Source organism: Culturomica massiliensis (assembly GCF_900091655.1).
Taxonomy (GTDB): Bacteria; Bacteroidota; Bacteroidia; order Bacteroidales; family Marinifilaceae; genus Culturomica; species Culturomica massiliensis.
This window is the reverse complement of the sequence record NZ_LT594621.1, coordinates 679,501-704,853: the sequence shown is the minus strand read 5'-3', so window position 1 is coordinate 704,853 and position 25,353 is coordinate 679,501. Positions and strand designations below refer to the sequence as shown.

General features: G+C 45.7%; 18 protein-coding genes. 2 read left to right on the top strand and 16 right to left on the bottom strand.

Going from position 1 to position 25,353, the window contains the following annotated elements:
* The first annotated feature begins 104 nt into the window (after positions 1 to 104).
* Positions 105 to 2,321, top strand: coding sequence for a RelA/SpoT family protein (locus tag BN8908_RS04095; RefSeq protein WP_068689288.1), 2,217 nt, complete (start codon positions 105 to 107; stop codon positions 2,319 to 2,321).
* A 56-nt stretch (positions 2,322 to 2,377) separates the two neighbouring features.
* Here BN8908_RS04095 and BN8908_RS19065 read toward each other — a convergent pair whose 3' ends face one another.
* The 5 genes from BN8908_RS19065 to BN8908_RS04070 form a co-directional block, all read right to left on the bottom strand.
* Positions 2,378 to 4,711: an OmpA family protein gene (locus BN8908_RS19065; protein WP_068689279.1), complete on the bottom strand. Its 2,334-nt coding sequence runs from the start codon at positions 4,709 to 4,711 to the stop codon at positions 2,378 to 2,380.
* Positions 4,712 to 4,714: 3 nt separating this feature from the next.
* A complete protein-coding gene (locus tag BN8908_RS04085; protein WP_021988613.1) occupies positions 4,715 to 5,932 on the bottom strand; it encodes an alanine dehydrogenase in 1,218 nt (405 codons plus the stop codon).
* Positions 5,933 to 5,949: 17 nt separating this feature from the next.
* A complete protein-coding gene (gene tsaE / locus BN8908_RS04080) occupies positions 5,950 to 6,366 on the bottom strand; it encodes a tRNA (adenosine(37)-N6)-threonylcarbamoyltransferase complex ATPase subunit type 1 TsaE (RefSeq protein ID WP_021988612.1) in 417 nt (138 codons plus the stop codon).
* A 391-nt stretch (positions 6,367 to 6,757) separates the two neighbouring features.
* Entirely contained in the window at positions 6,758 to 10,276 is a 3,519-nt protein-coding gene (gene porW, locus BN8908_RS04075; RefSeq protein ID WP_148453176.1) for a type IX secretion system periplasmic lipoprotein PorW/SprE, read from the bottom strand.
* A gap of 29 nt (positions 10,277 to 10,305) precedes the next feature.
* Positions 10,306 to 11,391, bottom strand: a complete 1,086-nt coding sequence (locus BN8908_RS04070; RefSeq protein ID WP_068689265.1) for an Mrp/NBP35 family ATP-binding protein — start codon at positions 11,389 to 11,391, stop codon at positions 10,306 to 10,308.
* 213 nt (positions 11,392 to 11,604) lie between these two features.
* Between BN8908_RS04070 and BN8908_RS04065 the strand changes: the two genes are divergently transcribed.
* Positions 11,605 to 12,099: a hypothetical protein gene (locus BN8908_RS04065; protein WP_068689261.1), complete on the top strand. Its 495-nt coding sequence runs from the start codon at positions 11,605 to 11,607 to the stop codon at positions 12,097 to 12,099.
* Between the two features lie 83 nt (positions 12,100 to 12,182).
* Here BN8908_RS04065 and BN8908_RS04060 read toward each other — a convergent pair whose 3' ends face one another.
* The 11 genes from BN8908_RS04060 to BN8908_RS04015 form a co-directional block, all read right to left on the bottom strand.
* A complete protein-coding gene (locus BN8908_RS04060) occupies positions 12,183 to 12,890 on the bottom strand; it encodes a M48 family metallopeptidase (protein ID WP_068689259.1) in 708 nt (235 codons plus the stop codon).
* Between the two features lie 68 nt (positions 12,891 to 12,958).
* Positions 12,959 to 13,249 carry a hypothetical protein gene (locus tag BN8908_RS04055; RefSeq protein ID WP_021988607.1) on the bottom strand — a complete coding sequence of 97 codons (291 nt, stop codon included), beginning with the start codon at positions 13,247 to 13,249 and terminating at the stop codon, positions 12,959 to 12,961.
* Between the two features lie 436 nt (positions 13,250 to 13,685).
* Positions 13,686 to 14,780: a chorismate synthase gene (gene aroC, locus BN8908_RS04050; RefSeq protein WP_068689257.1), complete on the bottom strand. Its 1,095-nt coding sequence runs from the start codon at positions 14,778 to 14,780 to the stop codon at positions 13,686 to 13,688.
* Positions 14,781 to 15,016: 236 nt separating this feature from the next.
* On the bottom strand, positions 15,017 to 16,498 hold the full coding sequence (locus tag BN8908_RS04045) for a RagB/SusD family nutrient uptake outer membrane protein (RefSeq protein ID WP_021988605.1): 1,482 nt from the start codon (positions 16,496 to 16,498) through the stop codon (positions 15,017 to 15,019).
* Positions 16,499 to 16,509: 11 nt separating this feature from the next.
* Complete coding sequence (locus BN8908_RS04040) at positions 16,510 to 19,725, bottom strand: SusC/RagA family TonB-linked outer membrane protein (RefSeq protein ID WP_068689255.1); 3,216 nt, start codon at positions 19,723 to 19,725, stop codon at positions 16,510 to 16,512.
* An 869-nt stretch (positions 19,726 to 20,594) separates the two neighbouring features.
* On the bottom strand, positions 20,595 to 21,035 hold the full coding sequence (locus BN8908_RS04035) for a bactofilin family protein (protein ID WP_068689253.1): 441 nt from the start codon (positions 21,033 to 21,035) through the stop codon (positions 20,595 to 20,597).
* Between the two features lie 17 nt (positions 21,036 to 21,052).
* Positions 21,053 to 21,445 carry a hypothetical protein gene (locus BN8908_RS04030; protein ID WP_021988603.1) on the bottom strand — a complete coding sequence of 131 codons (393 nt, stop codon included), beginning with the start codon at positions 21,443 to 21,445 and terminating at the stop codon, positions 21,053 to 21,055.
* 36 nt (positions 21,446 to 21,481) lie between these two features.
* Positions 21,482 to 21,649, bottom strand: coding sequence for a hypothetical protein (locus BN8908_RS18420; protein ID WP_154670129.1), 168 nt, complete (start codon positions 21,647 to 21,649; stop codon positions 21,482 to 21,484).
* A 137-nt stretch (positions 21,650 to 21,786) separates the two neighbouring features.
* Positions 21,787 to 22,737, bottom strand: coding sequence for a DUF5106 domain-containing protein (locus BN8908_RS04025; RefSeq protein WP_021988602.1), 951 nt, complete (start codon positions 22,735 to 22,737; stop codon positions 21,787 to 21,789).
* 97 nt (positions 22,738 to 22,834) lie between these two features.
* Positions 22,835 to 23,524 (bottom strand): Lcl domain-containing protein, encoded by a 690-nt coding sequence (locus BN8908_RS04020; RefSeq protein ID WP_068689251.1) that lies wholly within the window; start codon positions 23,522 to 23,524, stop codon positions 22,835 to 22,837.
* Positions 23,525 to 23,540: 16 nt separating this feature from the next.
* On the bottom strand, positions 23,541 to 25,319 hold the full coding sequence (locus BN8908_RS04015) for a hypothetical protein (RefSeq protein ID WP_148453173.1): 1,779 nt from the start codon (positions 25,317 to 25,319) through the stop codon (positions 23,541 to 23,543).
* Between the last annotated feature and the right edge of the window lie 34 nt (positions 25,320 to 25,353).

Below are 25,353 nucleotides of genomic sequence, written 5' to 3'. Positions count from 1 at the left end.
TCAATAAAACTTTACAAAAATAGAATTTCTTACCCAATATTCTTAAAAAGAAATGTCTATTTTTGTCAGTGACACACTAACATGACTAACTATAAGGAATCGTGATGAGGGAATTACTATCCAACTACAATCCGCTGATCGGCGAAAAACTCGGGACATTACAGAAATCATGCCGTAACCTGTTGTCAGAAGAAGACATCCGGCTGGTAGAAAAAGCTTTTACTATTGCCATTCAAAACGGTACACCGCCCGAGACATCATCTGACGTTACACCTGTATTATTACCGGAACAGGAAGTTACTCGTATACTCGACATTGCCTACATTGTCACATCGGAAATCGGCTTGGGACGCACCTCTTTGATTTGTGCCCTATTGCATCAGTCTGTTGAAAAAGAACAAATCCGGCTCGACACCGTCACAGATATATTCGGTCAGAAAGTAGCACAAATCCTCGAAGGCCTCAAAAATATCAGTCATATCTATGCGACACAAAAAATTGTAGACTCGGAAAATTTCCGGAAACTATTATTGAGTTTTGCACAGGACATCCGTGTACAACTGATCTTTCTGGCAGAAAAACTTTATGCCCTCCGGGAAGCCGAACACATGCCTTCCGGACAACAAAAAGCTCTGGCACAGGAAACAGACTACATTTACATTCCCTTTGCACACCGTCTGGGCTTGTATAACATCAAATCGGAAATGGAAGACCGCTCCCTGCGCTACTCCAATCCGGATATTTATGCCGAAATATCACGTAAACTGGCAGAATCGAAAGACGCCCGCGAAAAATACATTGCCGAATTCATCGCTCCCATCGTCGAAGAGCTGAACAAACGCAACATCCGTTTCAAAGTTAAATACCGGACGAAAACCATCGCTTCCATCCTGAATAAAATGCGTAAAAGCCAGGTGGAATTCGAAGAGATATACGATATTTTCGCCGTACGATTCATCATCGACAGCACAGGTGAAAATGAAAAACCGGATTGCTGGCGGGTATATTCCATCGTAACGGATAAATATACCCCTAATCCGCAGCGGCTGCGCGACTGGATCTCCGTACCGAAATCCAACGGTTATGAATCCTTACAAACCACCGTTTTAGGACCGGGTAAACGCTGGGTAGAGGTACAAATCCGCACCGAACGTATGGACGAAATCGCGGAAAAAGGTTTTGCCGCCCACTGGAAATACAAAGGAGGAAGCTCGGATTCCATCATCGAAAACTGGCTGAACGAATTGCGCGAAATCCTGGAAAGTCCGGAAGAGAATGCCATCGAATTACTGGACGACCTGAAACTGGATTTACAAGACAAAGAAGTCCATGTATTCACTCCCAAAGGAGACCTGATCACTCTTCCGGCAGGAGCCACATTGCTCGATTTTGCCTACGCCATACACACCAATATCGGAGGAAAATGCGTCGGAGGCAAAGTAAACCAACGCAATGAACCCCTGCGCTATCAACTCCGCAACGGCGATCAGATATCGGTATTGACCTCTTCCAACCAGCAGCCGAAAGCCGACTGGCTGAACTTTGCCGTAACCTCCAAAGCCCGCAACAAAATCCGGCAATACCTGAACGAAGAAATCAATCACCAGGCCAATATCGGAAAAGAATTGCTGGAACGAAGACTGAAAAACTGGAAGATCGATTTTACGGACGACGTCATCCGTAAACTGATGCAGTATTACAAATACAAATTTGCCCTCGATTTATACCAGGGAATCGCCATCGGCAAACACGATCCCACAGAGATCAAAGAGATTTTACTGCAGACAAAAGAGGAAGAAAAACCGGCAACCGCCGCAATTCCCAAAGATATACGCATCCATCCGAAAAAAATCAGCGAGGATGTATTGGTTATCGATAAAAACGTAAACAACGTAGATTATAAATTTGCGCGTTGTTGTAATCCGGTATACGGAGATCAGATCATCGGATTCGTATCCATCGGAGAAGGTATCAAAGTACACCGCCAACAATGTAAAAATGCCCTTGATCTGCAAAAACGCTATCCTTACCGTATCGTACAAGCCCAATGGACCAACGAGGGAGCAGCTTCCTACCAAACCGTTCTGGACCTTATGGGAAAAGATGAAATCGGTATTGTCAACCAGATCACGGAATTGATCAGCAAAGATCCCCGGGTAACCATGCGGGCCATTGCCATCAATTCAGGCGAAGGTCTGTTCGAAGGACACATCACTCTGCTGATCGACACCGCAGAACACTTGTCCCAACTGATTACCCGCCTGAAACACCTTCCCGGCGTCCTGAAAGTCCACCGCCAGGATTCCATGCTGGAACAATAAAAAAATCGTCTGACAAATTCAGACGATTTTTATTTCACTACCCGAATATACCCGTCTTAATTATAGCCCCGGACAAAGCAATCGATCCCCTTCTTTTTAAGGGCAGCGGCGGCGGCAGCGGCTTCTTCGCGGGTATCGTAAATGCCGGTGCAATAACGCACGCCCCCGTTGTTCACTTTTTCCGTGAATACAACCGGGAAATTATAGATAAGCTGGGGAACCGTTTTGAAAACCCCCAACTGAAGGGTAAAAAACGCTCCTTTCACACTCTTCAGATCCTTCAACCGGGTCTCGCCCACTTTCTGCACCTCTTCCGCCGTCCGGGCCACCAGATAAGGATTGTGCCGGGAATCGGGACCGGGCTTATAATTGGTACGTGTAACCTTAAACTCGATACGCCGGTTCAATTGCAAGGCATCTTCCCGCTGCTGTCCCCTCAACCGGTTTACAAAACGCTCTGTCAATACATCCCCCACTTTCAGAAAAGAATATGCCTTTGCCGTTTTCTCATCAATCTGCCTCGGCTGGGTCTCACCATAGCCTTTAGCTTCCAGCCGGTCCCAATATACGCCCTTGGAAATCAGATAATCCACGACCGATTGAGCCCGCTTTTCCGAAAGTTCGAGATTGGCCTTATCATTACCGATCATATCGGTATGGGCTGACAATTCTATCGCTATATTGGGATTGTCTTTCAGAATCGTCAACAACTCCTTTAAATTATCCATCGCATCCTGACGCAACTCCCATTTGCCGAGATCGAAATAAATATTCGGGATAACAATCGGTTTTTCGATCGGCTGCATTTCGATAAGCACCTCGAACACCCGGTCTCCCTTTTCCCGATAAGTCGATACCATCCCCTTTCCTTTCAGGAAACGGGGGTTTTCCGCCGCAAACACATATTCCTGTTGAGGCAAAACCTCCATCTGAGCCATACCCGTCGAATCGGTTTCAAGATATACGACACTACCATCGTCGCAGGTTACCGTCACCGCAACCTTAGGAATAGGCAACTCGGTCGTATTGTTACGGGCCAGCAATTTCACCTTCAATTGTTGGGGAATATAAGCAAAACTATAAATTTTATCATTCCGCCCCACCCGGGAAGAAGTGAAAAAACCCTCCTCCTTACCCGATCTGAACGTGATACCGAAATCATCGGCAAAAGAATTGATCGGAGCCGGCAAATGTTCCAGTTGCTGTTCTCCTTCCACCTCCTTTAAACAATAAATATCGAGTCCTCCGTAACCGTTATGGCCGTTGGAGGCAAAATACAACTCTCCGTTATCACGCACATAGGGATACATCTCATCCTTTTCCGTATTGATCAAATCTCCGGCATTCTGCGGTTCTCCCCATTTTCCATCCAGCCATTCGGCAAACCAGATATCTTTTCCGCCTTTACCGCCGGGTAAAAGATCGGTAGCAAAATATATCCGCGAACCGTCAGGCGTAACAGCGGGATGACCGACAGAAACCGAATCCCCGCATATCCCGGATTTCGACAACTTACCCCATATCTTCTTTCCGGTTTTCTCGTCTTCCGTGCGTTGAGCCTTGTAAATCCGGGTCCCCCGGTTTCTTCCTTCCACAACGCGGGAAGAAGTAAAATAAAGATCATTCCCGTCGGCAGAAAAACACAAGCCGCCCTCTCCTTTGGGTGACCAGAGTGAATCCTTGAGAACAGCCGGTTTCAGCCAGCGGGGTTCCGGGAAACGCTTTACTTTTACCTTACCTTGTTTATCGACCGTCTTAATTTCCTGTGTATATTCCGTCACATATATATGACAAAAAGCATCCCCGGTAACCGGGTCCGTTCTCTTCCCTTTCCGCTTCTCCTGCGGACGGCTGGAGGCAAAATACACGATATTATTGTCTTCCGGATAGAATACCGGGCCGAAATCTCCGTAACGCGAATTGAAATCTTTCTGTAATTCCACCGTATAACGGGTCTCTTGAGACAAATCCTTCATCAGCAACTCCACATAATATCTACCGTCTTTTGCCCGTTCGTCCTCCGGAAACAACTCTGCAAAACGCTCGTAATTTTCAAAAGCGGCATCGAAATCCCCCCTGCGTACATTCATCTCCGCCATTTTAAGATACGGATCAGGCAATTCCTTATTGGCCTGTACTGCCTTCCGATACCAATTGTGCGCATCGGCAATCTTGTTTACATCTTCCGTACAACGGGCGGCCAACATCGCGGCACGGGCCCGCAATTCAGGATTCCGGGCTTTATTAAACGCCTTGTCGTATTTGGTTTCTGCCTTATAATAACGTCCGGTTTCATAAATCACATTTCCCCTTCTTATATAATAGCGGGAAGAACAGGACGCACACACCAATACAATTAAAGTCAGTAAGAATGATAATTTTCCGATCATATCTTATAAAGCTGCTATCAATAGATTTATATCTCTGGAAATCAAACCGAATTTATCGGCAATGACTTCTTTCGTCAAAATTCCGTTATAAATATAGACTCCGTTCCGCAAACCGATATCCTGCCGGATGGCATTGGACAATCCGCCCTGGAGTGCTATTTTCTCCAACAAAGGCAAAAATACATTGCTGTAAGCGATCGAAGCCGTCCGGGCTACCCGGGAAAGCACATTCGGCACACAATAATGAACCACTCCCTCATACATATAAACGGGATGCTCATGCGTAGTAGGACCACACGTACCGATACAACTACCGTGATCGATGGAGAGATCGACAATGACAGCCCCCCTTTTCATCAACCGCACCTGTTCCTCGTTAACCACCATATCGTCATCATTATCGAAGCAACGCACTGCACCGATAAGCACGTCTGCCGTCTTCAAAGCCTTTTCCAAAACAGGACGATGCATCACCGACGTATAAACACGCTGCCCGAGGTGCTCGGTTAATTGTTGCAACCTGTTGACCGAACGATCGAATACTTTCACCGTAGCTCCGAGTCCCAACGCATTCCGGGCCGCATACTCTCCCAAAGTTCCCGCCCCGAGAATAACCACCTCCGTAGGTGTAATCCCACTGACCCCTCCTAAAATAATACCTTTCCCGCCTCCGGAATTACTCAGATATTCACTGGCAATCATAATGGCACAATTCCCGGCGATCTCGCTCATAATACGTACTACCGGATAAAAGCCGTCTGCATCCTTGATAATATCGAAACCGACTGCCGTCACTTTTTTCTGCATCATCTCGACAATCGCATCTTTACGCAAATCCACCAATTTCAAAGGAGAAAGAATAACCTGCTTGTCATGCATCAAACGGGCCTCGGACAAAGACACAGAAGTCGCTTTCATAACAATATCCGCAGTATAAACCTCTTCTGCACTCTCAACAATATAAGCTCCTGCGTCACAATATTCCGTATCCGAATAATGGGCATTCCCCCCCGCTCCCCGCTGTACAAACAGAGTATGCCCCATGGATACCAAAATCTGCACAGATTCCGGCGTCAGACAAACCCGGTTTTCACCTTTTTCCAATTCGTTGGGAATACCGATAACTAACTTTTTCTGTTTTCTCCCCAGAAAAACAGCTTTCTCCTGGCAAAACAACCATTCTTGCCCGACAGTACTGCATCTTTTATCTGTATCTCCCATAATTCTAAGGTATTATATTACATATCAACCTCTAACTCCCGGCTACCGTCAGCCAGTTCCCTAAAATAACAAGCCACCGTATCTTCCGGCAACAATTCGGCTATTTTCTCCGGCCATTCGATATAGCAAGGATTCCCGCTGAAAAAATATTCTTCATAACCGAAATCCAAAGCCTCCGATATATCTTTTATACGATAAAAATCAAAATGGTATATCACTTTTTCATTTTCTGTCTGATATTCGTTCACAATAGCAAAAGTAGGCGAACTCACATCATCGACGACACCGCTGCAACCGGCTATGGCTTTTACAAAAGTTGTTTTTCCGACACCCATAGCACCATATAAAGCAAATATCTTCCGGTCACCGACATAGTCCAGAAATTTCCGGGCTGTCTCATTGATCTCTTCCAAACTACCGATAGTCCATTTCATAACTTTATCTCTGTATTTTTACATCTCCGCCCCGGTCGTCCCACATTCAAATCATTTAAAACACTGCTTATCATTTACGATTTTTTGACCTTCTTTTAATCTAAAACCGGAACACCTCCATCTCCTTACAAATGCTTACCTGTAGCTCAATCGCAAATTAATAATTACACAACAAGTCCGTCCCAGTGTGTAATTTTTTACCATCAACTCCAAACAACACCTCCATCTGCTCCAACCCTGTATTTCAATCAATCTGAAATCGTAAATCTAAAATCTAAAATCGTAAATCATAAATCATAAATCGTAAATTATCCCCCTTTTCCCAAAAGCCAGCACAAATCCTCCCTCACCCCAATCGTAAATCTAAAATCGTAAATCTAAAATTCATAAGTTATTCCAAATAATATTTTTTGAAAAACTGTAAATACTGTTCTATTTCTTTTTTCTCACACATGGTATCGAAATTACTGTCGGAAATAATAAAATTCCGGTAATCGACATTCCTCAAAGACCGGAACAACTTGCGATTATCGACCGCAGTCTGAAAATAACGCATAGCTTCTTCCTTATTCCGGAATCCGGACACCACCATACAATCGTGCTCATCGTCATACTTCACGTTATTTACCATCAATCCGGCAAAATTAAACTCTTCAAAAGTCGTCTTCAATTTAAAAGGATCGATCGTATTCGGATAAAACAATACGAATTTATGGGCAACACTCTTCGCATATACGAAATCGCCGTCTCCGACACCGACTTCCCCGCTTTGATTCCGTTGATAATTATCATCGAAAAATTTCATATACTCTTCGATATTCTGATTCTCCAGTAAAATACCCAAATTGCTCTGCGTAATCGTAAACATATACGAAGATGTACCGGAAAGCCGGTCGAAAATCTCCTTATTGCGCGAAACCAATTGCAGATATTCCATAGACTGCACCTGCGTACCGACATTCTTCACCACAACCATCTCATACCGGTCATCATAAGTCTCTTTTTCCAAGGCAAAAGCAGGTTCTATACCATGCAATAATTCTGCCATTTTTTTCACATTCACCTGACGGTAAGGTACCATTAAGACAAAATCATGCTTTTCATCGGCCCCGTATTTAAACAAATGGGCAGCAGCCCCCTGGCGGCCTGTTATGATCTCTCCCTGACCCCGGTCGTCAAAATAATTCGTTACAAAGAAATCGACATATTGCTCTGCATTCTTCAACCGCTTCAATACGGAAAAATTCGTTTTACTGATTGCAAAAATACGATACCTGGCTCCTTTGAAATTTTTCAATAATGTTTTATCTACGGCAACCCGGTTTAAATACACGGCAGCCTCCCCGTAATTTGCAAAAGGCTCGATCTGTAATGCCGTCGTTTTATACCACAGATCCTCTTTCTTTACCTGATAATCCCCCTTTTCATCTTTCTGTTCCGCTTTCAAAGCCGCATTCAGGAAAGTAAGACGGGTTTGTAAATGCAACACCTGCATCGTCTTCATATCCTCGGGCAGAAGGATAACCACGCAATATTCCTCTTCTTTATTTAGTTTATACGGATTTTCCCGGTCCTCTTCCGTATTCTCCGCATTCTTTTCCTCATCGAACGTCCAGTTACGCACCGACTTCAAATAGCGGGCATCATACATCTCGGCATCGGCATACAAAACGGGTTTATCCCCGACATCCATCGAAGCCAGTATCCCGTTGACAACAGTCTGAATACGCTTTGTCGGTTTGGCTGCCAAAACTTCATTCAAAGCAATCCGGGCCTCGTCAGCCGGTTGAAGATTCACGATACACATCGCCCGCAAAAACAACACATAACTGCTCATCTTACTCCCGGGAAACTGCTGTAAAATATCTTCACAACGGGCCAACGCCTCTTTGTAATATACATTCTGATACAACTCGTAAGCTTCCGCATACATCCGGTCGACGGTCCTTAAATCACTGTCCACCTTCTTAAAATATTCGGGATCTTGCAAGCCTTTGGCATAATCGCTGTCGGGAAATTTCCGGATCAGCTCGTCCTTCAACGTCTCCGCCTGGGAGGCTTTGCCGGCTTTTCCCGCCGCCTCATACGCCAGATAATAAACCAACGTGATATTGCCGCTCTCCGGGAAACGGGAGATAAAAGCAGTAAAGCAATCCAATGCTTTTTCCGGATCATTGAATTTATAAAGATACACTTCTCCCGCCTTATAATAGGCATCCTCTATTTTCTTATTGGAAGCGGTCATCTGCTCTTCCGTCAAAGGAATATCTTCGAGATAATAATCACGGCTGGTAATATCCGCCTTCTTTACTGTACCTTCTCCTTCCTCTGCCAATACTTCCGATTCTTCCGTAAAATCGACCATGGCTTTGTTCTGCCGTCTCCAGTTATCTTCCAGTTTACGGCGTCCCCACTTCCGCTTAAAGTCATTTTTCCCCAATGAAATCGTCATCGGATTATAAAAATACCAGTCGCCTCCGCTTCCGGAAGAAGATTGGTTATAAGTATTTCCCCGGCTCAACATATCGTTGCGCTGGAAAAAATTACGCTCGAGCATAGCCTGCTGCTCTATTTCTTTTTGCCGTTTTTCCTCATCCTTAATATCCTGGATAATCCCGTCGATTATATTATTCCGTTCCGCATCCGACAAGGCAGCCAGACGTTGTAAACTATCCTGCCGCTGAATGGTATTCAAATTCGTTACCAGTTCCGTCAAATCGCCCACCAGCGTCTTCAACTGCTCATAACCTTCAATCCGGGAATCCATAAAATACATACAGGAATCGTAACAGCTTTGAGCCGGTACATACTGCCGTTCTTTGTAATAATAACCGCCCAACTTTAAAAACGACAAAGACTTCTGGTTATCGTTGTCTATACTGGATTTTACAGACTTCCAATACAAATCGATAGCAGCCTCCTCATTTCCTTTCTTTTCTTCTATATTGGCCAAAGCATAGTATATACGGTCCTGGTATTCCTCATTCCGGGAATCTTTCAACATCTTATTCAATTTCTTCTTCACACTTTCATCTCCAGCCTGGTATGCCAATGCCATATTGATCTTGGCATTGAAAACCATTTCGTAATTGAAGTTAAACCGAACCGCTTTCTTTAAGGCAGCCATCGCCTGCGCATCCTGATTCTCTTTGAGATATAGCTGGGAAAGCATAAAATTGTAACGGGGCTTACGCTTCATACTCTTACACACACCGAGCAAATTCTCCGCCTCCCGGATGGCCTGCGGATACTGTGCCTGCCTGACATAAAAATCGGTACGGGCAGCCGCATACATCTCTCTTTGCCGACGTTTCAATTTAGCCCCCTCGAGAGAGGCGAGGTATTGTACCGCTTCATCGTAACGTCCCATCTCGGTCAGGTTCCGGAACATCCACAGATCTACCTCTGTCATCAAAGCCTTATCTTCCGGATACTGCCGCTGAATATAACGGAACGTATTGCCCGCCATGTTATATTTCTCTTTGTAAAAATAGGCTTTACCTAATAGCAAATAACATTTGGCAATCTGATCGTTAAACTCTTTCTTTTTACGGAAAGTCTCGTAATTCTTTGAATTCTTATTCCGCCGTCTCTTCGGTTTTGCTGTGATCGAATGCTTATCGATAGCCTTTACGGCTTTTTCAATCGCATAATCCATATCACTGCCGCCGATAGCCCTGGTCTGTTCATTATTGGAAACAAATACCGGCAATAAATTAGTATAATCCTCCTTGTGGTTTTGTTCCATCTTTTTCACACCGCCCTTCAACGCCTCATCTCCGTTAAAATATACATTATAACGAGTTGTCAACCGGTGATATTGCCGGGTAAAAAAGTTATTCTTTTTAGTAGAGCAGCCCGTCAGTGCAAACACCAAAACAGCTAATGATATATAAAAAATAGACTTCATTGAATATCGGTATCCGGAAATATGCTGTGTCAATGTTTTTGTATTCTTACCCTGCGTGCCTGAGTCGTATTTTCATTAACTGCCCCGGCAACCTGTTCCGCCAATTGCATAAAAGCATTCCCTGTAACCGAATCGGGATTTAAAGCCACCGGTTCTCCGGCATCCCCGCCCTCACAAATACGTTGTACGACAGGAATTTGTCCCAACAAACGCAATCCCTTCTCCTCGGCCAACTGCTTACAGCCTTCCTTACCGAACAGGTAATATTTATTTTCCGGTAATTCTGCCGGAGTAAACCAAGCCATATTCTCGACCAATCCTAAAACAGGAACGGCAATACCGGGAGATTCAAACATCTGGATCCCTTTCACGGCATCGGCCAAAGCCACCTGTTGGGGAGTACTCACCACAATTGCACCGCTCAAAGCCACCGTCTGAACCAATGTCAGGTGAATATCGCTCGTTCCCGGCGGCAAGTCGATCAGCATAAAATCCAACTCATCCCAAAATCCTTGCTCCACCATTTGTTTCAACGCATTGGAAGCCATCGGCCCACGCCACACCGTAGCCGAACCCGGATCGACAAAAAAACCGATAGACAATAATTTCACTCCGTATTTCTCCACCGGAACAATATATTCTTTCCCGTCTATTTCAGACATATACGGACGGGCATCTTCACAACCGAACATCTTAGGGATAGACGGGCCGAAAATATCGGCATCCACCAGCCCCACCTTATACCCCTGTTGCGCCAAAGCCACGGCAAGATTAGCCGCAACGGTAGATTTTCCGACACCTCCCTTACCGGAAGATACGGCTACAATATGCTTCACTTTTTCCAATGAAAACGGACGCTCCATCTCCTGCACAAACACGGTCTCAATACCGACCTCCTTATAAGCCGTCTTCTCCTTAATCAAAGCATCGCATTTTTTACGCAAAGCCGCTACAAAAGGATCATTTGCTTTTTGAAACACCAAACGAAAAGAAACTTTGTCTCCCTCTATCTTTATCTGTTGCACCATATCCAATGCAACAATATCCTTCGAAGTTCCGGGATATTTTATTTCCGTCAGTAAATCCCGGACGTCTTTTAAATTATTTTGTAACATATCGTTTATGATTTTTTACATACAAAGACCTGCCTTCTGCAAGCCCGTTTATTCTAAAGAAACAAAGATAGAATTTTTACCTCGTATTTTTAGTTAAAAGCAGAGATTTATCCAACCACTTCCATTTTTACACGTAGAAAAAAACGAAAAAACAGAACCCGGTCGATCTCTTCGGTAACCGTTCAGATTCCGGAGTTCCTTAAACTGTACAATATGAAAAAACACCTGCTTTACCTTTGTCTTTTGTTATCCGGTCTGTTCGTAGCATGCGGAGAAGACGACAACGATAATAAAATCTACCAATTACAAGGCACCTGGACCGTCCAGAACAAAGCGGTAAAAGTATGGCCGCGGGAAGGCGGACAAACAGAAGCCCTTGCCCTGGAAGACTCTCTGTTGCAATACACCTTTCTGGAAGAAAATTCAGAAATCATCTTTCACAACGACAGTATCAGTCTTACCATCAGTTATATGGGTTTTACCCAACCGGGCACTTACGCCTGTAGCCTCAGAAAAAACATATTGAACATCGTTCCTCCCGACAATTTACCTCTGATACTGGAAGGAACGGTTAACCTCAACTCCCCGATTCTGGAATTTACCTTTACCACCGAATCCTATATGACGATATTACAACTGCTCCACCCATCGTTCTACGACCGGATACTGTCGGCCAACGTAAGCTACATCCTCCAACGCAACGAATAATTTTGGACATATAGATTTACGATTTTAGATTGGGTCCTACAGACCTACTGTTGCAAAAATAAGAATCGTAAATCTGAAATCAATTACAAACGTGTATTGTAATTGCGCAGTGCACGGCGGTAAGACTCAAATCCGGGACACACCTTCTTCACCAACGCCCAGAAATCAGCGGAATGATTTTTCTCTATCGTATGACAAAGCTCATGCAAAATAACGTAATCGATAACCTCATCCGGCAACTTCATCAATTTGATATTCAAACTGATATGATTATCGTAAGAACAACTGCCCCAATTCGATATATTATTCCGGAAAGTCAGACGAGTATATCGGAACCCATATTTTTCAGCCAGCAGCTTTACCCGGCCCGGAAGAATCTTCCGGGCTTCCATCCGGTAAATCTCAAGTAAAAATTTCTTTACGATCTCTTCAATCGCCCCGTAATCCGTTCCTTTAGGAATAAACAAGGTGATCAGCTCCTGCTCAATCCTGTAAGCAGGCTTCTCAATCACTGCCTCTGCTATTTTCAGGGTATGCAATTTCGTCTTTACTTCCGCCCCGACAGCCAGACCGACCCCGGTATCCTTTTCGTACACCTTCATCCGGGATATATGCTGTATGATCCATTCCCTTTTTTCCAAAAGAAACTTCTCGGCCTGACGTCCGCTGACACCGTAAGGAATATTGATCCATACACCTCTTCCCGGAGCGAGACGTACCGACATCGTACGGATATGCCTGCCCCTTCGTATCTTAACGCTTCCAATTCCCGGTATCTCAAAACTTTCCATACACCGTTCTTATAGAAACAAAAAGAGAATGCCTGACGACATTCTCTTCTCTATCATCAGCTATATTCTCAGTCTTCTTTTTTAATAGCTTCACTCAGCTCCGTAAAAGCTTTATCTACGCTTACCAACAAATCTCCGAAAATCCTGTTGAAATGTTTTTTCACTTCTTTTTTATTTTCCAGTTTACCGGCAGCACCGATACGGTCACGCAAATCATTACGGGTAGCAATTATATTTTTTACGATCTCACTTACCTGCGGATTATTTTTACCTGTCACAATTGCATAATTGAAGCAATCGCCTACAACTGAAAATGTCAGGTAATCAATGTCTTTCTTTAATCTTCTGATACTTGCCATAGCTTATTTCATTTAATTTCCATCAAAAGTATAAAAACCATTCCTCCTTTACAAATTTTTCGCCGAAAAGCTTCAAAAATCACCCCGTCACTTCCCCTGATAACAAAATTCCGCTCCTGCCTGAAAATCGTAAATCAAAACCCTGAAATTCATCCCCCTATTCACCCAATCTAAAATCCTAAATCGTAAATAACAAAACAAGTCCCTCCCTCTATGTAATTCCTTACCAATCCACGACTCCAATTTAAAATCTAAAATCTAAAATTTAAAATCCTAAACTACGCCCTCCAAAACCCGCTACAATCCAGCAACCTCCTCAATCATAAATCGTAAATCAAACCCCCTCATAATTCCTATACCCTAAAACAATAATTCCAATCCAAAAATCTAAATCCACCTTCTCCAACCACCCAATCGTAAATCAAAAATCGTAAATCTAAAATCCTAAATCCCCCTCTCTTCCGGCCTTAGCCTCGAACAGCATATCCACAACCGTCATAGCTGCCATAGCCTCAACCACGGGTACGGCACGGGGCACGACACAAGGATCATGACGGCCGTGAGCCTCCAGAAGAATTTCCTTCCCTTCCCGGTCCACCGTATTCTGTTTCTGCATAATCGTAGCCACCGGCTTAAAAGCCACACGGAAATAAATATCTTCCCCATTGCTGACCCCGCCTTGCAGTCCACCGGAACGGTTACTCTCCGTATGCACCTTTCCTTCTTTCATAACAAAAGGATCGTTATGCTCGCTTCCGCGCATTGCAGCCGCAGCAAAACCGGTTCCGTATTCAAAACCTTTAACCGCATTAATACTCAGCATTGCCTGCGCAAGACGCGCCTGAAACCGGTCGAACACCGGTTCCCCCAAACCGGGCATAACACCCCGGATCACACAACTGACCACCCCACCGACACTGTCTCCGGCCTCCTTTACCTCCCGGATCAACGCAATCATACTTTCTGCAATCACCGGGTCGGGACAACGAACGATATTCGCCTCGGTCATACTCAGATCGATTTCCCGGTATGAATGGGGTAAAACAACCGTTCCGACTTGAGAAGTATACCCTTGTACACAAATCCCGTAAGCAGCCAGTATCTGTTTCGCAACCGCTCCGCCGACAACCCGGGCAATATGTTCCCGGGCCGAAGAACGTCCCCCGCCCCTGTAATCGCGTACACCGTATTTTTGCTGCCAGGAATAATCGGCATGAGAAGGACGGTACAAATCCTTTAAATGACCGTAATCCTTACTGTTCTGATTCGTATTGTGTACAATAAAACCGATCGGCATGCCGGTGGTTTTACCCTCAAAAATTCCGGAAAGTATTTCCACCCGGTCCGCTTCTTCCCTCGGTGTTGATATCTCCGACTGTCCCGGACGACGACGGTTCAACTCCTGCTGAATCATCTCCGCCGACAATGCGATACCGGCCGGACAACCGTCTATCATTCCTCCGACAGCCACTCCGTGCGACTCTCCGAACGAGCTCAACTTATATATCTTTCCGAACGTATTCCCTGCCATATTTCAAATTTAATCCTGTCATCATTTGCAAACGATAGACCGTAATACCTCAGCAACATCCGGGTTCATTTAAAAATTACCTTCGGCTTACACGATCTCAGGACAAAGATAAGGATAAAAAACGAGAGTAAAAGCAGGATAAAACAAGAAAGCCGAACACTCCCCCCTGAAATAAAATTAAAGACCGCCGGATATCCGATCCGGCGGTCTTTAACTATTCTAACTATTCGTGTGTATCAATACAATCCATAACCGGGATTTTGTTGTGTGGCCCGGTCCTCTGCACTCATCAATTCCAGTTCGCGCACAGCGATCGGTAAAAGAATGCGGTGATCATCAAAAGCGATCTCATCCAATTCCCTGGGACACCAATGAAAAGTGCGGCTGCCGTCATAGCGAACCACCGGCCGCTGATTACGCCAAAGGTCGAAAGCCCTGTGTCCCTCTCCCAGCAATTCCAGCCGTCTTTCATATAGCACATCGTCCAAATCATAGCCGGCATCATACTTATCCGGGTCCGTAGTCGTACGGTTGCGCCGCAATTCGGAAAGATAATAACTTCCCGTTCTCACTCCTTCCGATCCCCTCAGTGCGGCTTCGGCAGCAATCAGGTAAGCTTCCGACAAACGGAAAATTTTCGGATTACATACAAGCGGATTACCGTCCCGACCCGGATATTTTCCGGAAATGAAATAACACTCATCCCAATCGTTGTCTTCCCAAGGCAACCAATCCCACCAACCATATTGCACTACGCCGAAACGTACATCCTTGGGGTCGGAATTCCTCAACTGCATAAATTCCAGCGATGCCATCACAGACCAGTAACCGTTAGGTGAAACGAAATAACTCAATCCGTCCCAACTACCGTTATCCGATTCCGTCGTCGGCATCTCGAATATGGATTCGGAAGTATAGGTCTGCTGCCAGGCTTTTACATACTGTTCCTGAGAATATAAAGAATAACCGCCGTCATCGATAACCTCTTTCGCACACTGAAAGGCCTTATCCCATTGTTCCGTATACAGGTACAGACGTGCCATAAACATCCGGCCTGCCCAATAGTTGAGGTATCCATTCCGGTGTTCTGCAGGAAGTTTATCGACACACTCCTCCATTTCACGGATCATAAAAGCAAACACATCACTCACTTTATCCCGGTAATACATCCCCTGGATATCCTCCGGCAACTTGTCCGTAATCATAACTCCGAGTGCGTCCTCCTTTATTTTTCCCTTTCCCAGATTAGAAGGCAGAGGCCCGTAGCGCAAAGAAGCATCCCAATGCACCAAAGCCCTTATAAATCTCAGTTCGGCTACCATAGCTTCCGTCTCTGCATTCTGATTTTCGATATACTGCACCTGATTAAGTACGGTATTGATATCGTAAGCCGTAGAATACAGCCGGCTCCACAGGGTCATATTCGTATAATTTACCGAACGTTGCGTCAAATCGTAAAAAAGCTCCATCCGGTAATTTCCATAACAACTTTGCAAATCATCCCCCATCACATCTCCGTCCAGCATACTGCTATAACGGTAATATTCCAGATACGTATACGCTCCGTTTACAGCACTCCGTAATTGCGCATTCGTCCTGATCATATCTTTGTCTACAGGTACCGATCCCGTAGGTTTGATATCCAGAAAATTGTTTCCGCAACCGGCGGCAAACAGCCCTCCTATCACCAAAAGTCCTATTTTTTTGAAGAATTTCATAACTTTTTCATTTAAAATTGAACATTAATACCTACCCGCCAGGATTTCAGCATCGGCCAACCGTCGATACCCCTGGACATTCCGTTCATACCCACCTCCGGATCGATATACTTGCTCTTGGAAAAGGTAAGCACATCGTTTCCGTTTACATATACTTTCGCTCCTGCCAACCCGATCCGGTTTATCCAGGTTTTCGGGAAATTATAAGCCAGCGTAATGTTTTTCACCCGCAGATGATCGGAAGAAAGCAAACGGCGCGTAGAAGTACTTTCCGAAGATTTAAAAGGATTATTATAAATGACAATCGGATTTTTGGCACGGTCGCCCGGTTTCCGCCAGTAATCTTTTCCGGCATCCTTACGGAAATTCTGCCACCCGATATTCCTACCGTCCGTCACTACATCGTAATGCGTATTGTCCCACATATCTCCTCCCAGGGTAAACGTCAGCAAGAAAGAAAGTTCTACCCCTTTATACGTAAATGTATTGGTCAAACCGCCGAACCAATCCGGATATCCTTTACCGACAATAACACGGTCGGCCTCATTCACATTCGTAGTGATACTTTCCCGGTCGATCACATTTCCATTTGCATCCTTCGTATTCATTTTCCAGGTACCCAAACCCGTTTCCGGATCCACTCCGGCCCATTCCCGGGTATAGAACGAATACACATCTTTGCCTTCCTGGGTAATATAAGGATGATTGATACGGGCTCCTCCCTTCAAATCTTCTACCTTGGAACGCATATAGGAAATATTGAAATCAGTCATCCACTTAAATTCCCGGTCTATATTGCGACTGCTGAGGGTGATTTCCACACCGGTATTGCGGAGTTTCCCGTCATTGACGATATAACTGCTCCAACCCGTCATATAAGAAACATTCGTCCAGTCGATCAAATCCGTTGTCAACCGGTTATAATATTCCACCGTTCCCCTTAAAGCTCCCTTCAGCACGGAAAAATCAAGGCCGGCATTCCAGGTATACGATTTTTCCCAGGTCAGGGAAGGATTTCCGTAAGAAGAAGCAACGGTAGCCGCCTGCTGATTATGCTTGGCTGTCACCGAGAATAAAGTCATCGAATTGAAATAATTGGAAGGCTGATTACCATTAGTTCCGTAAGATACTTTCAGCCGCAAATTATCAAGCCAGTTTTCAACCGGGGCCATAAAAGCTTCCCGGGTAATATTCCAGGCACCTGAAACAGACCAGAAATTACCCCAACGGTTTTCCCGGATAAAACGGGAGGTACCGTCCCGCCGGAAGCTACCGGACAAATAATATTTATTTCCGTAATTATAATCCAGTTTACTGATAACAGACACCATACGGTCTTTTCCCAAAGCTCCGCCAACACCTGAAGGCACAGCCGCATTTCCCAGATACATCAGATCGCCATATGCAAACTGCTGTCCTTCCCCCGAAAAATTATCGTACAGATATTTCATCGCTTCATACCCGACCAAGGCAGAAACATTGTGCTTTCCGAAATCTTTATTGAAATTCAACGTATTGGAAGTGGTCAGTGTTTGATACATACTACCGTACTGCCATACATAACCGTTAGTAGCGGCACCGTCATTCGATTCCGGTGTCCACACCTGCTTCTGCTGGGTATAATTGATATCCACTCCGTTAACGGTCCGGAAATTCAACCAATCGGTAAATTTCAGCGTAAACACCAGATTGGAAATACTGGACAACTGCTTCGTACCGAACTGCACCTGACTCAGATTAGCTACATAATTGGGGATATTGTTGGCAAACCCCGGCTTCGGATTAAGCGTATGCTCATCCAACCATACCGGTTGGGAAGGGTTGATCTGGCCCAGGCCGTAAACAGCGTTGCTGTAATAATAGCCTCCTTCTTCCGTTTGCTCGTCCTTAATAGAATAACCTATATTTTCTCCAATGGAAAAGTCCACCAGCCTTCCGATTTTACCCGTTACGGACAAACGTCCCGTAAAACGCTCGAATTCACTTCCTATCACGATTCCTTTCTGATCGACATACCCCAAAGAAGCGTAAAAATTCAGATTTTCCCTTCCTCCGGTTGCTGATACATTGATTTTATTTTCCTCTCCCGTACGAAAAATAACATCTTCCCAATTGTATTCCCGCGGATGGGTCAGATATTTTTCCAGGTCAGCAGTCGAATAATCGAACGTACCGTCCAGGGGATCGTCAGGGTGAATTAATTTAGCCGTACCTTTCAGATTTTGCATGGCATATGCCCTCGCAGCTTCCTGAATATTCGTATTATTAGGATCATAGTTCGATTGCCAGGGCAAAGCATTGTTGTTATATAAATATCTGTTCTTCAATGCCTCGATCGAATATTCCGTCAATTCTTTCGTATTCATATAAAACCCTTTCAGAGCCCGCGGCATCGCCTGTGAAGACCAGGCCCGTTCATAGGTAACCGAAACCTTTATTTTTCCCTGTTTCCCGGATTTGGTCGTAATGATCACGACACCGTTGGAAGCCCGGTTTCCGTATAAAGAAGTAGCCGCCGCATCCTTCAATACCGTCATCGTTTCTATATCTTCCGGATTCAACATATTCAATCCGGAACTGATCGTCACTCCGTCAATGATATATAAAGGAGCCGTCGACTCGTTCAAAGAACCGATTCCCCGGATCTGTATCGAAGAAAGATCACCCGGCTGACCGGAAGTACGCGAAAACCGCACACCGGCAACATTCCCTTGCAATGCCTGCACGGCCGATGTACGCGAAGCCGCAGCCTGTGTCAGCTTATCCCCCTGCACACTGACAGCCGAACCGGTAAACGATTCCTTCTTCACCGTTCCGTACGCGACAACCATCACTTCTTCCAACTCCGTATGCTGGGCTACCATCGTTATCCGGATATGCAACCTGTTGCCGACCCGGACTTCCTGCGGTTTCATTCCGATAAACGAAAATTCCAGCACCGCATCGGGATTTTCTCCTATTACCAGTTCAAAAACACCGTTGACATCCGTCGCCGTTCCTTTTTGCTCCCCCTTCACCTTTACCGCTACTCCCGGTAAAGGTACACCGGATTCATCGACCACAACTCCCTGTATCTTTTTCGTATCCTGCAGGGAACCATTCTCCGCTCCCCCCGCATACAAAAAAGATGGAAGAAAAACCAGAAGTAATAAAAACACTTGAAACACATTGTGACGGACAAAGCACAACCTGTACCTCGTCCTCTCCGGAAGATTTATTTGCTTCATAATTTCAATTTTTAACCCTTTAACGGACTATTGTCCTCAAGGCTGGTTAGTAATCAATATTGAAACACACTCTTTTTCCACACCAAAAAACGTAATCTTCTGACATACCCTAAAAAATTGACATCTAAGGAGAACAGACTTCCCTAAAACGTCCGTTTTTATTGGACGAAAAAATTTTTTTTCAAAAAAAAACCAATTCTTTGAGACTAAAGACGATAAATTTTTATTTTTGTAAAAAAAGTTTAAAATTCTCTTCCTAAAAAAACGGACGTTTTCCTGGAGAATAGCACCCGGGGACGGGGCTAAAGTGCTACCCGGAAAAATTCACCAACCACAATAATCCACTAATGTTAGCTTGGTGTATGAAAAATTAAAAAATCCAATATGTAGCACCCGGGGACGGGGCTAAAGTGCTACCCAGAAAAATTCACCAACCACAATAATCCACTAATGTTAGCTTGGTGTATGAAAAATTAAAAAATCCAATATGTAGTACCCGGGGACGGGGCTAAAGTGCTATCCGAAAAGATTCACCAACCACAATAATCCACTAATTGTTAGCGTGGTGTATGAAAAATTAAAAAATCCAATATGTAGCACCCGGGGACGGGGCTAAAGTGCTATCCGAAAAGATTCACCAACCACAATAATCCACTAATTGTTAGCGTGGTGTATGAAATATAAAAAAATCCAATATGTAGCACTTTAGCCCCGTCCCCGGGTGCTAAAAAAAAAATGCCGGCTCCCAAATTTAAGTAGGTAAATATGTGCATGTATTGTATAAATATGTGCAATCCGGACGGATTACGAAGGAAAAGATTGGGAAACCGGCATTATGGATATAAATTTATTGTTCAGTGTATTTTTTCTCATTCGGTGCAAACGGCGGGTATCCGGTCTACAGGAAAATCCGGCGTCGCACCTGTAAGCAAAGGATTAGCGGAAACCACCGTCTTGCAATTGCCGTTGAACGCTCCGCCTTCTTCAATTCGGATGCCCCCAACCGCCACATCACCGGAAACAACACCCCGTTGGCGGATATACAACAACTCGTTGATGTAAAAAATTCCGTCGGCTTCTCCCGATATATCGGCGATACGGCATTCGATGCCTTCCGAATGGACCCGGCCGCCGGGACGTATGATCAAACGACCGCCGATTCGGATCGTTCCCGAAAACTCGCCTTCCACCACCACATCGGCATTACCCGACAAATGCCCCCTGCAATGAACAGACCCGCTGATCAGGGTCGGCGCCAGAGAAACGGAGACCTCCTCCTGCCCTTCTCTGGACTTATTGAAATTCAACATAGCATTTTTTTAATTTCTCATTTTTTACGACAGTCAAAACGTGCCGCATAATAACTGCTCCACCGACCGATACCGGAAAGTACACTGTCGGCTTCCGCCAGTACCCCCGCAAGGCCCTGAAGCCGGGCAAACAACAACTGCAAGGCTGCCTCCAGGCTTCTGCGGGCATGGATATAAAACCGGCTCCGGAAAGCATCCGGTACAGCGGCATCCTCCTCTGTGCAAATGGCTGTAGAAGACCGGGAAATACAGTCACCATACAGCTGTAAGGTATTCCGGAACACGATTGTTTCCGGCAAAATATCCGGCATCCCGGTCTCTGCAAGCAACGACTCCACCCTGCGGCAAAAACCCAGAAAATCCGAAGGCCCCAGGGCGCCACAATCCAGCGGTCCGATACGGTTTATCATACATTCAGCTTTCGGTATATACACCGTACAAAATCATCACTTCTCTTTCAGCCACTTTCCACATAACCAAAACGGAAATGCTACAAAAAAAGCAACTCCCAGAGACAACGCACAGGGCAACAGCAGCAACATACGAAGCAGATCACCCGGAAAACGCTTCAGCCACACAACAACAATACCCCTGTTTATCGAATCAGAAAACATGATCTTGTAATCAAATCAAACACGATTTTAAATCAACATTCATCCGGACAACCATCCCTTAATACAACGGCACTTCCGGCAATCGGAACCAATCCACGGAATCCAAAATATCCGGAGACCCAATCATAAATCATAAATCATAAATCATAAATCCCGCCTACCCAGCCTCCCTTCCCGTCCAGCCACTCCTCTATCTTCCCGACCGGGGCATCTTTCAGAATCACACGCTTGTCCTTATCCAGCAGATAAAGCGTAGGCATAGCCTTCAGATCGTACAACCGGGCTTCTGAAAGCGCAGGATTACTACCGTTGATCCAGGCCGGAGGATAGGTCGTCTTTTTCCAAAGCGAAAGATCACCGTCCGGATAAACCGCTACAACAGTAAGCCGTTTCGCTAAAACCAGTTTTCTGAACAAAGCCGAACCGACGATAAACGCTTTGGTAGAGATACAATCCGCACAATCGGGATTGTTAAAAAACAACACCGTATATTCCGACTTTATCCCTGACAGTCGTCCGCTTTTACCGTTAGACAGCGTATAGGTAAAATCCGTCGCCACATCCCCGGGACGGTTCTTCAGAGCCAGTTCCAGCCGATAGCGCGGACGGATTTTATACAATTCCGCCAAATCAGGTAAAGAGACGATATATTCCAATACCGGTATATAAAACTCCTCATTGCGGAACGGGGAATTCGGATCGTAAAGATACTTTCCCGCCAGCTCGGTGAAATACATCAGCATTGTATGATCCACAGAAGCGGAAGCCATCAATCCACGCAAAGCCTTCACCGACTCATCCGGCGATACGTGCGGCAGAATATCCAGAAAATCCGCAAAAGCCTGTTCCGTAATCTCCGGACGGGCAATCAGCGTCGTATCCGAAAAATCGAAGCCGTCCCAATAATGGGCAACCAAATAGGAAGCCCGGTCTCCCGGAGAAATCAGTACAGGCGGAATCTGCGGAAGGGTGAAAACCTTTTCCGGAAGTACTGCTGCCGGCTTTTTTCCTGACTGAGCCTGCGAACAGCCGGCCGTTGCCGTAAACAACATCAACCATAAAACACTATATATATAAAATCTGATCATCGCTTAAAATCTATTTCGGAGAGGGCAAACCAAAAACCGCTGACCGGCCCGTACATACTGCTCAAAAACACAGCTGTCCTTATCTACCTATAAACCGTTAATAATCACTTACACAACGTACATACCCAGATCCGGTTTTATCAGAAGGATGTGAACGAGGGAAAGTGGCCGAAAAGTCGAAAATCCAGGCGTTGTACACTGTACTCACCGGCGGTTCCTCTGTGGAACTCCAGTATCTGTGAGTTCCCATCGGCGAAGCGCCGGACACGCCCACGTATGCATATTTGATTCCGTCACGCAACACCCACATCAGCTGCAACTCCCGCTGGGTGGGAACACGCCACTTGCGCCCGCCGTGGTTGTATGCCGCACAACCGGTCGCCACAAGGCCGGAAAAAGCCACCTTCGGCACTATATCCAGACTGCCGCCATCCGATCCGCAGGCCTGGAGCCAGGTCATCATCTTAGTAGCATCCGCCGCGCTCACTGGAGCATCCTCCGGAGCTACAATAAAACGAAAGGCAACACGGCTGTTGATGTTCAGGTTGTCGCCATAGCCCCCGGACACTCCGTGGCGGACGGTCCTGTCGTCAAGGGTCAGCCGTTTGCCGAGCGGCCAGCAGGCCATCTCGGGCATTCCCTCGCCGAAAATTACGGCATATGTGCTCGTAACCGACAGGTCTCCCACATTCTCCAGGGTTATCTTCTTTACACATTGTCCGTACAATCCCGCAGGAAAGATGAAAACCGACAAAAGAAAAAATAGTAAATAATTTACAGTATTCATAGTTTTATATTTTATATCAGGGATTAGGGAGATTACGCACAGCACGGGCATGATAAATATCTGTTTCAAGATTCGCTTTCATCACCTCCCCTTTCAGTGTCATCAGATAAGCCTGATTACCGGTATTGTCAAGAGTCGACGACCAGAAACCTTCAACGCCGCTCATCGTACTGATAATTCCCGAACCGGCAATCCAGATGCCGAGTAATTGCCCGATAGCAGGAGCATACCACCAGGCATCCTGATATATTAGACTGGCACTTGCACTTAGTTGGTTTTCCAGTCTGTATCCCAGGGAAGCCGTAACCATACAAAACGGCCCGTATACCACTTCTTGCGCTACCGCAACCGAATTTGTCTTACCGTTCATAAGTTCCATCATACATTTTGGAAAGTAGGTATTAAAAATCGCCCCTTTTCTTCTCCATCTCATCGTTTCAGAACCAAAATATTTGTTATCCTCAAGATAAGCATCCCGTTCCTTCATCAGACATCTGTTGTTCTGCGGGTAAACCTCCAGTTTCCTTCCGAATCTCCACTGTACGGCTGCCGGATTATCAGGCTTATCCAATACCGTCCCGTTTTTATCCAGCCCAACCAATATTCCCCCGAAATAACCGGGTACAAACCGGGTCTCTCCTGCGCTCCCCTCTCCTGCCGCCGGAGCTTTCAGCCTGATCTTATACGTCAGGTCATGGTTCGGGGGAATACTGAAATTGTCCGTAAAATTAGTACCCAGGGGTATCCGGAAAATGACAGAACGTTTTATAATCGGAACCTGCTGAAGTGTATCAAACCGGTGATATTCGATCTTGTACCCCATCACCTGAAGATGAGTGGAACCGTTGGGAGCCTTTGCCTGACGCTCATAGAGCGTCAGGCCGGCTACCGACGGAAAAAGGTTGACGGGTACATCAAACGTTTTCTGAGGGATCGTATAGCTTTCCGCAACGGGCACTGGCGGCCACTGATGGCCGGTATATCCGGCTCCGGTGCCCGGGAAAAGGCTGCCCCGGCCCATAGGCAACAGGTAAGAGGAGGCCGGAATATTCACCAGAGAAGCCTGCCACAGGGGATAGTCCCCCGTTTTGAGCGAGGCATCCAGTTCAACCGGAAGGATTGTGATTTTAGACACATTACGCCGCAAAGAAATATAGAGCGCAGACATACCGGCGGTGATCCTCGCATCCGCGACACCGCACATAACCCGCAATGCGCGCCAGACGAGGTTATTCGTTGCATCCGGATATCTATCCCTATACAGCGGATAGGCGGTCTGATCTGTTTTATCAGGAAAATAATGCAGGCTCAGCAGATCGTTATAGGTAGACACGTTCACTGTCAGGTCTATCCTTATCGGTGAGATACTATTCGAATTATTACTGCCTGCATTGGCGATCACCACAATCCGCTGCTGTCCGGTCCCGGCGTTCAGCGTAACTGTGCTGGCGCTCAAAGTGCCGGACGGACAGTTGTAGTATTGCTTCCGGGTCATGACCGAAGTGGCCGCCGTGCCATTGAACTGCAACACCCAGAAACCGTAAACCCGGTCTTCTTCCCCGGAACGGGTCAGGGGGACGGGCATCTCCACAAGTTCCGCTTCCACCCCATCCGGAGAAACAGCAAAGGTACGGGGACCGGCAGAAAAGGGACTCTCGAAGGAGAGACTGTTGAAACCGAGTGTCACCCGGACCGAATCGGCCGCCAATACAGGTCTTGCGGGACCATCCAGCAGTTCATCCGAACAAGAGCACAGACACCACAGGAGCAACAGCAAATACACTATCTTTTTCATATTCATCTTTATCTTTCTTTATAAGTATCGGTAT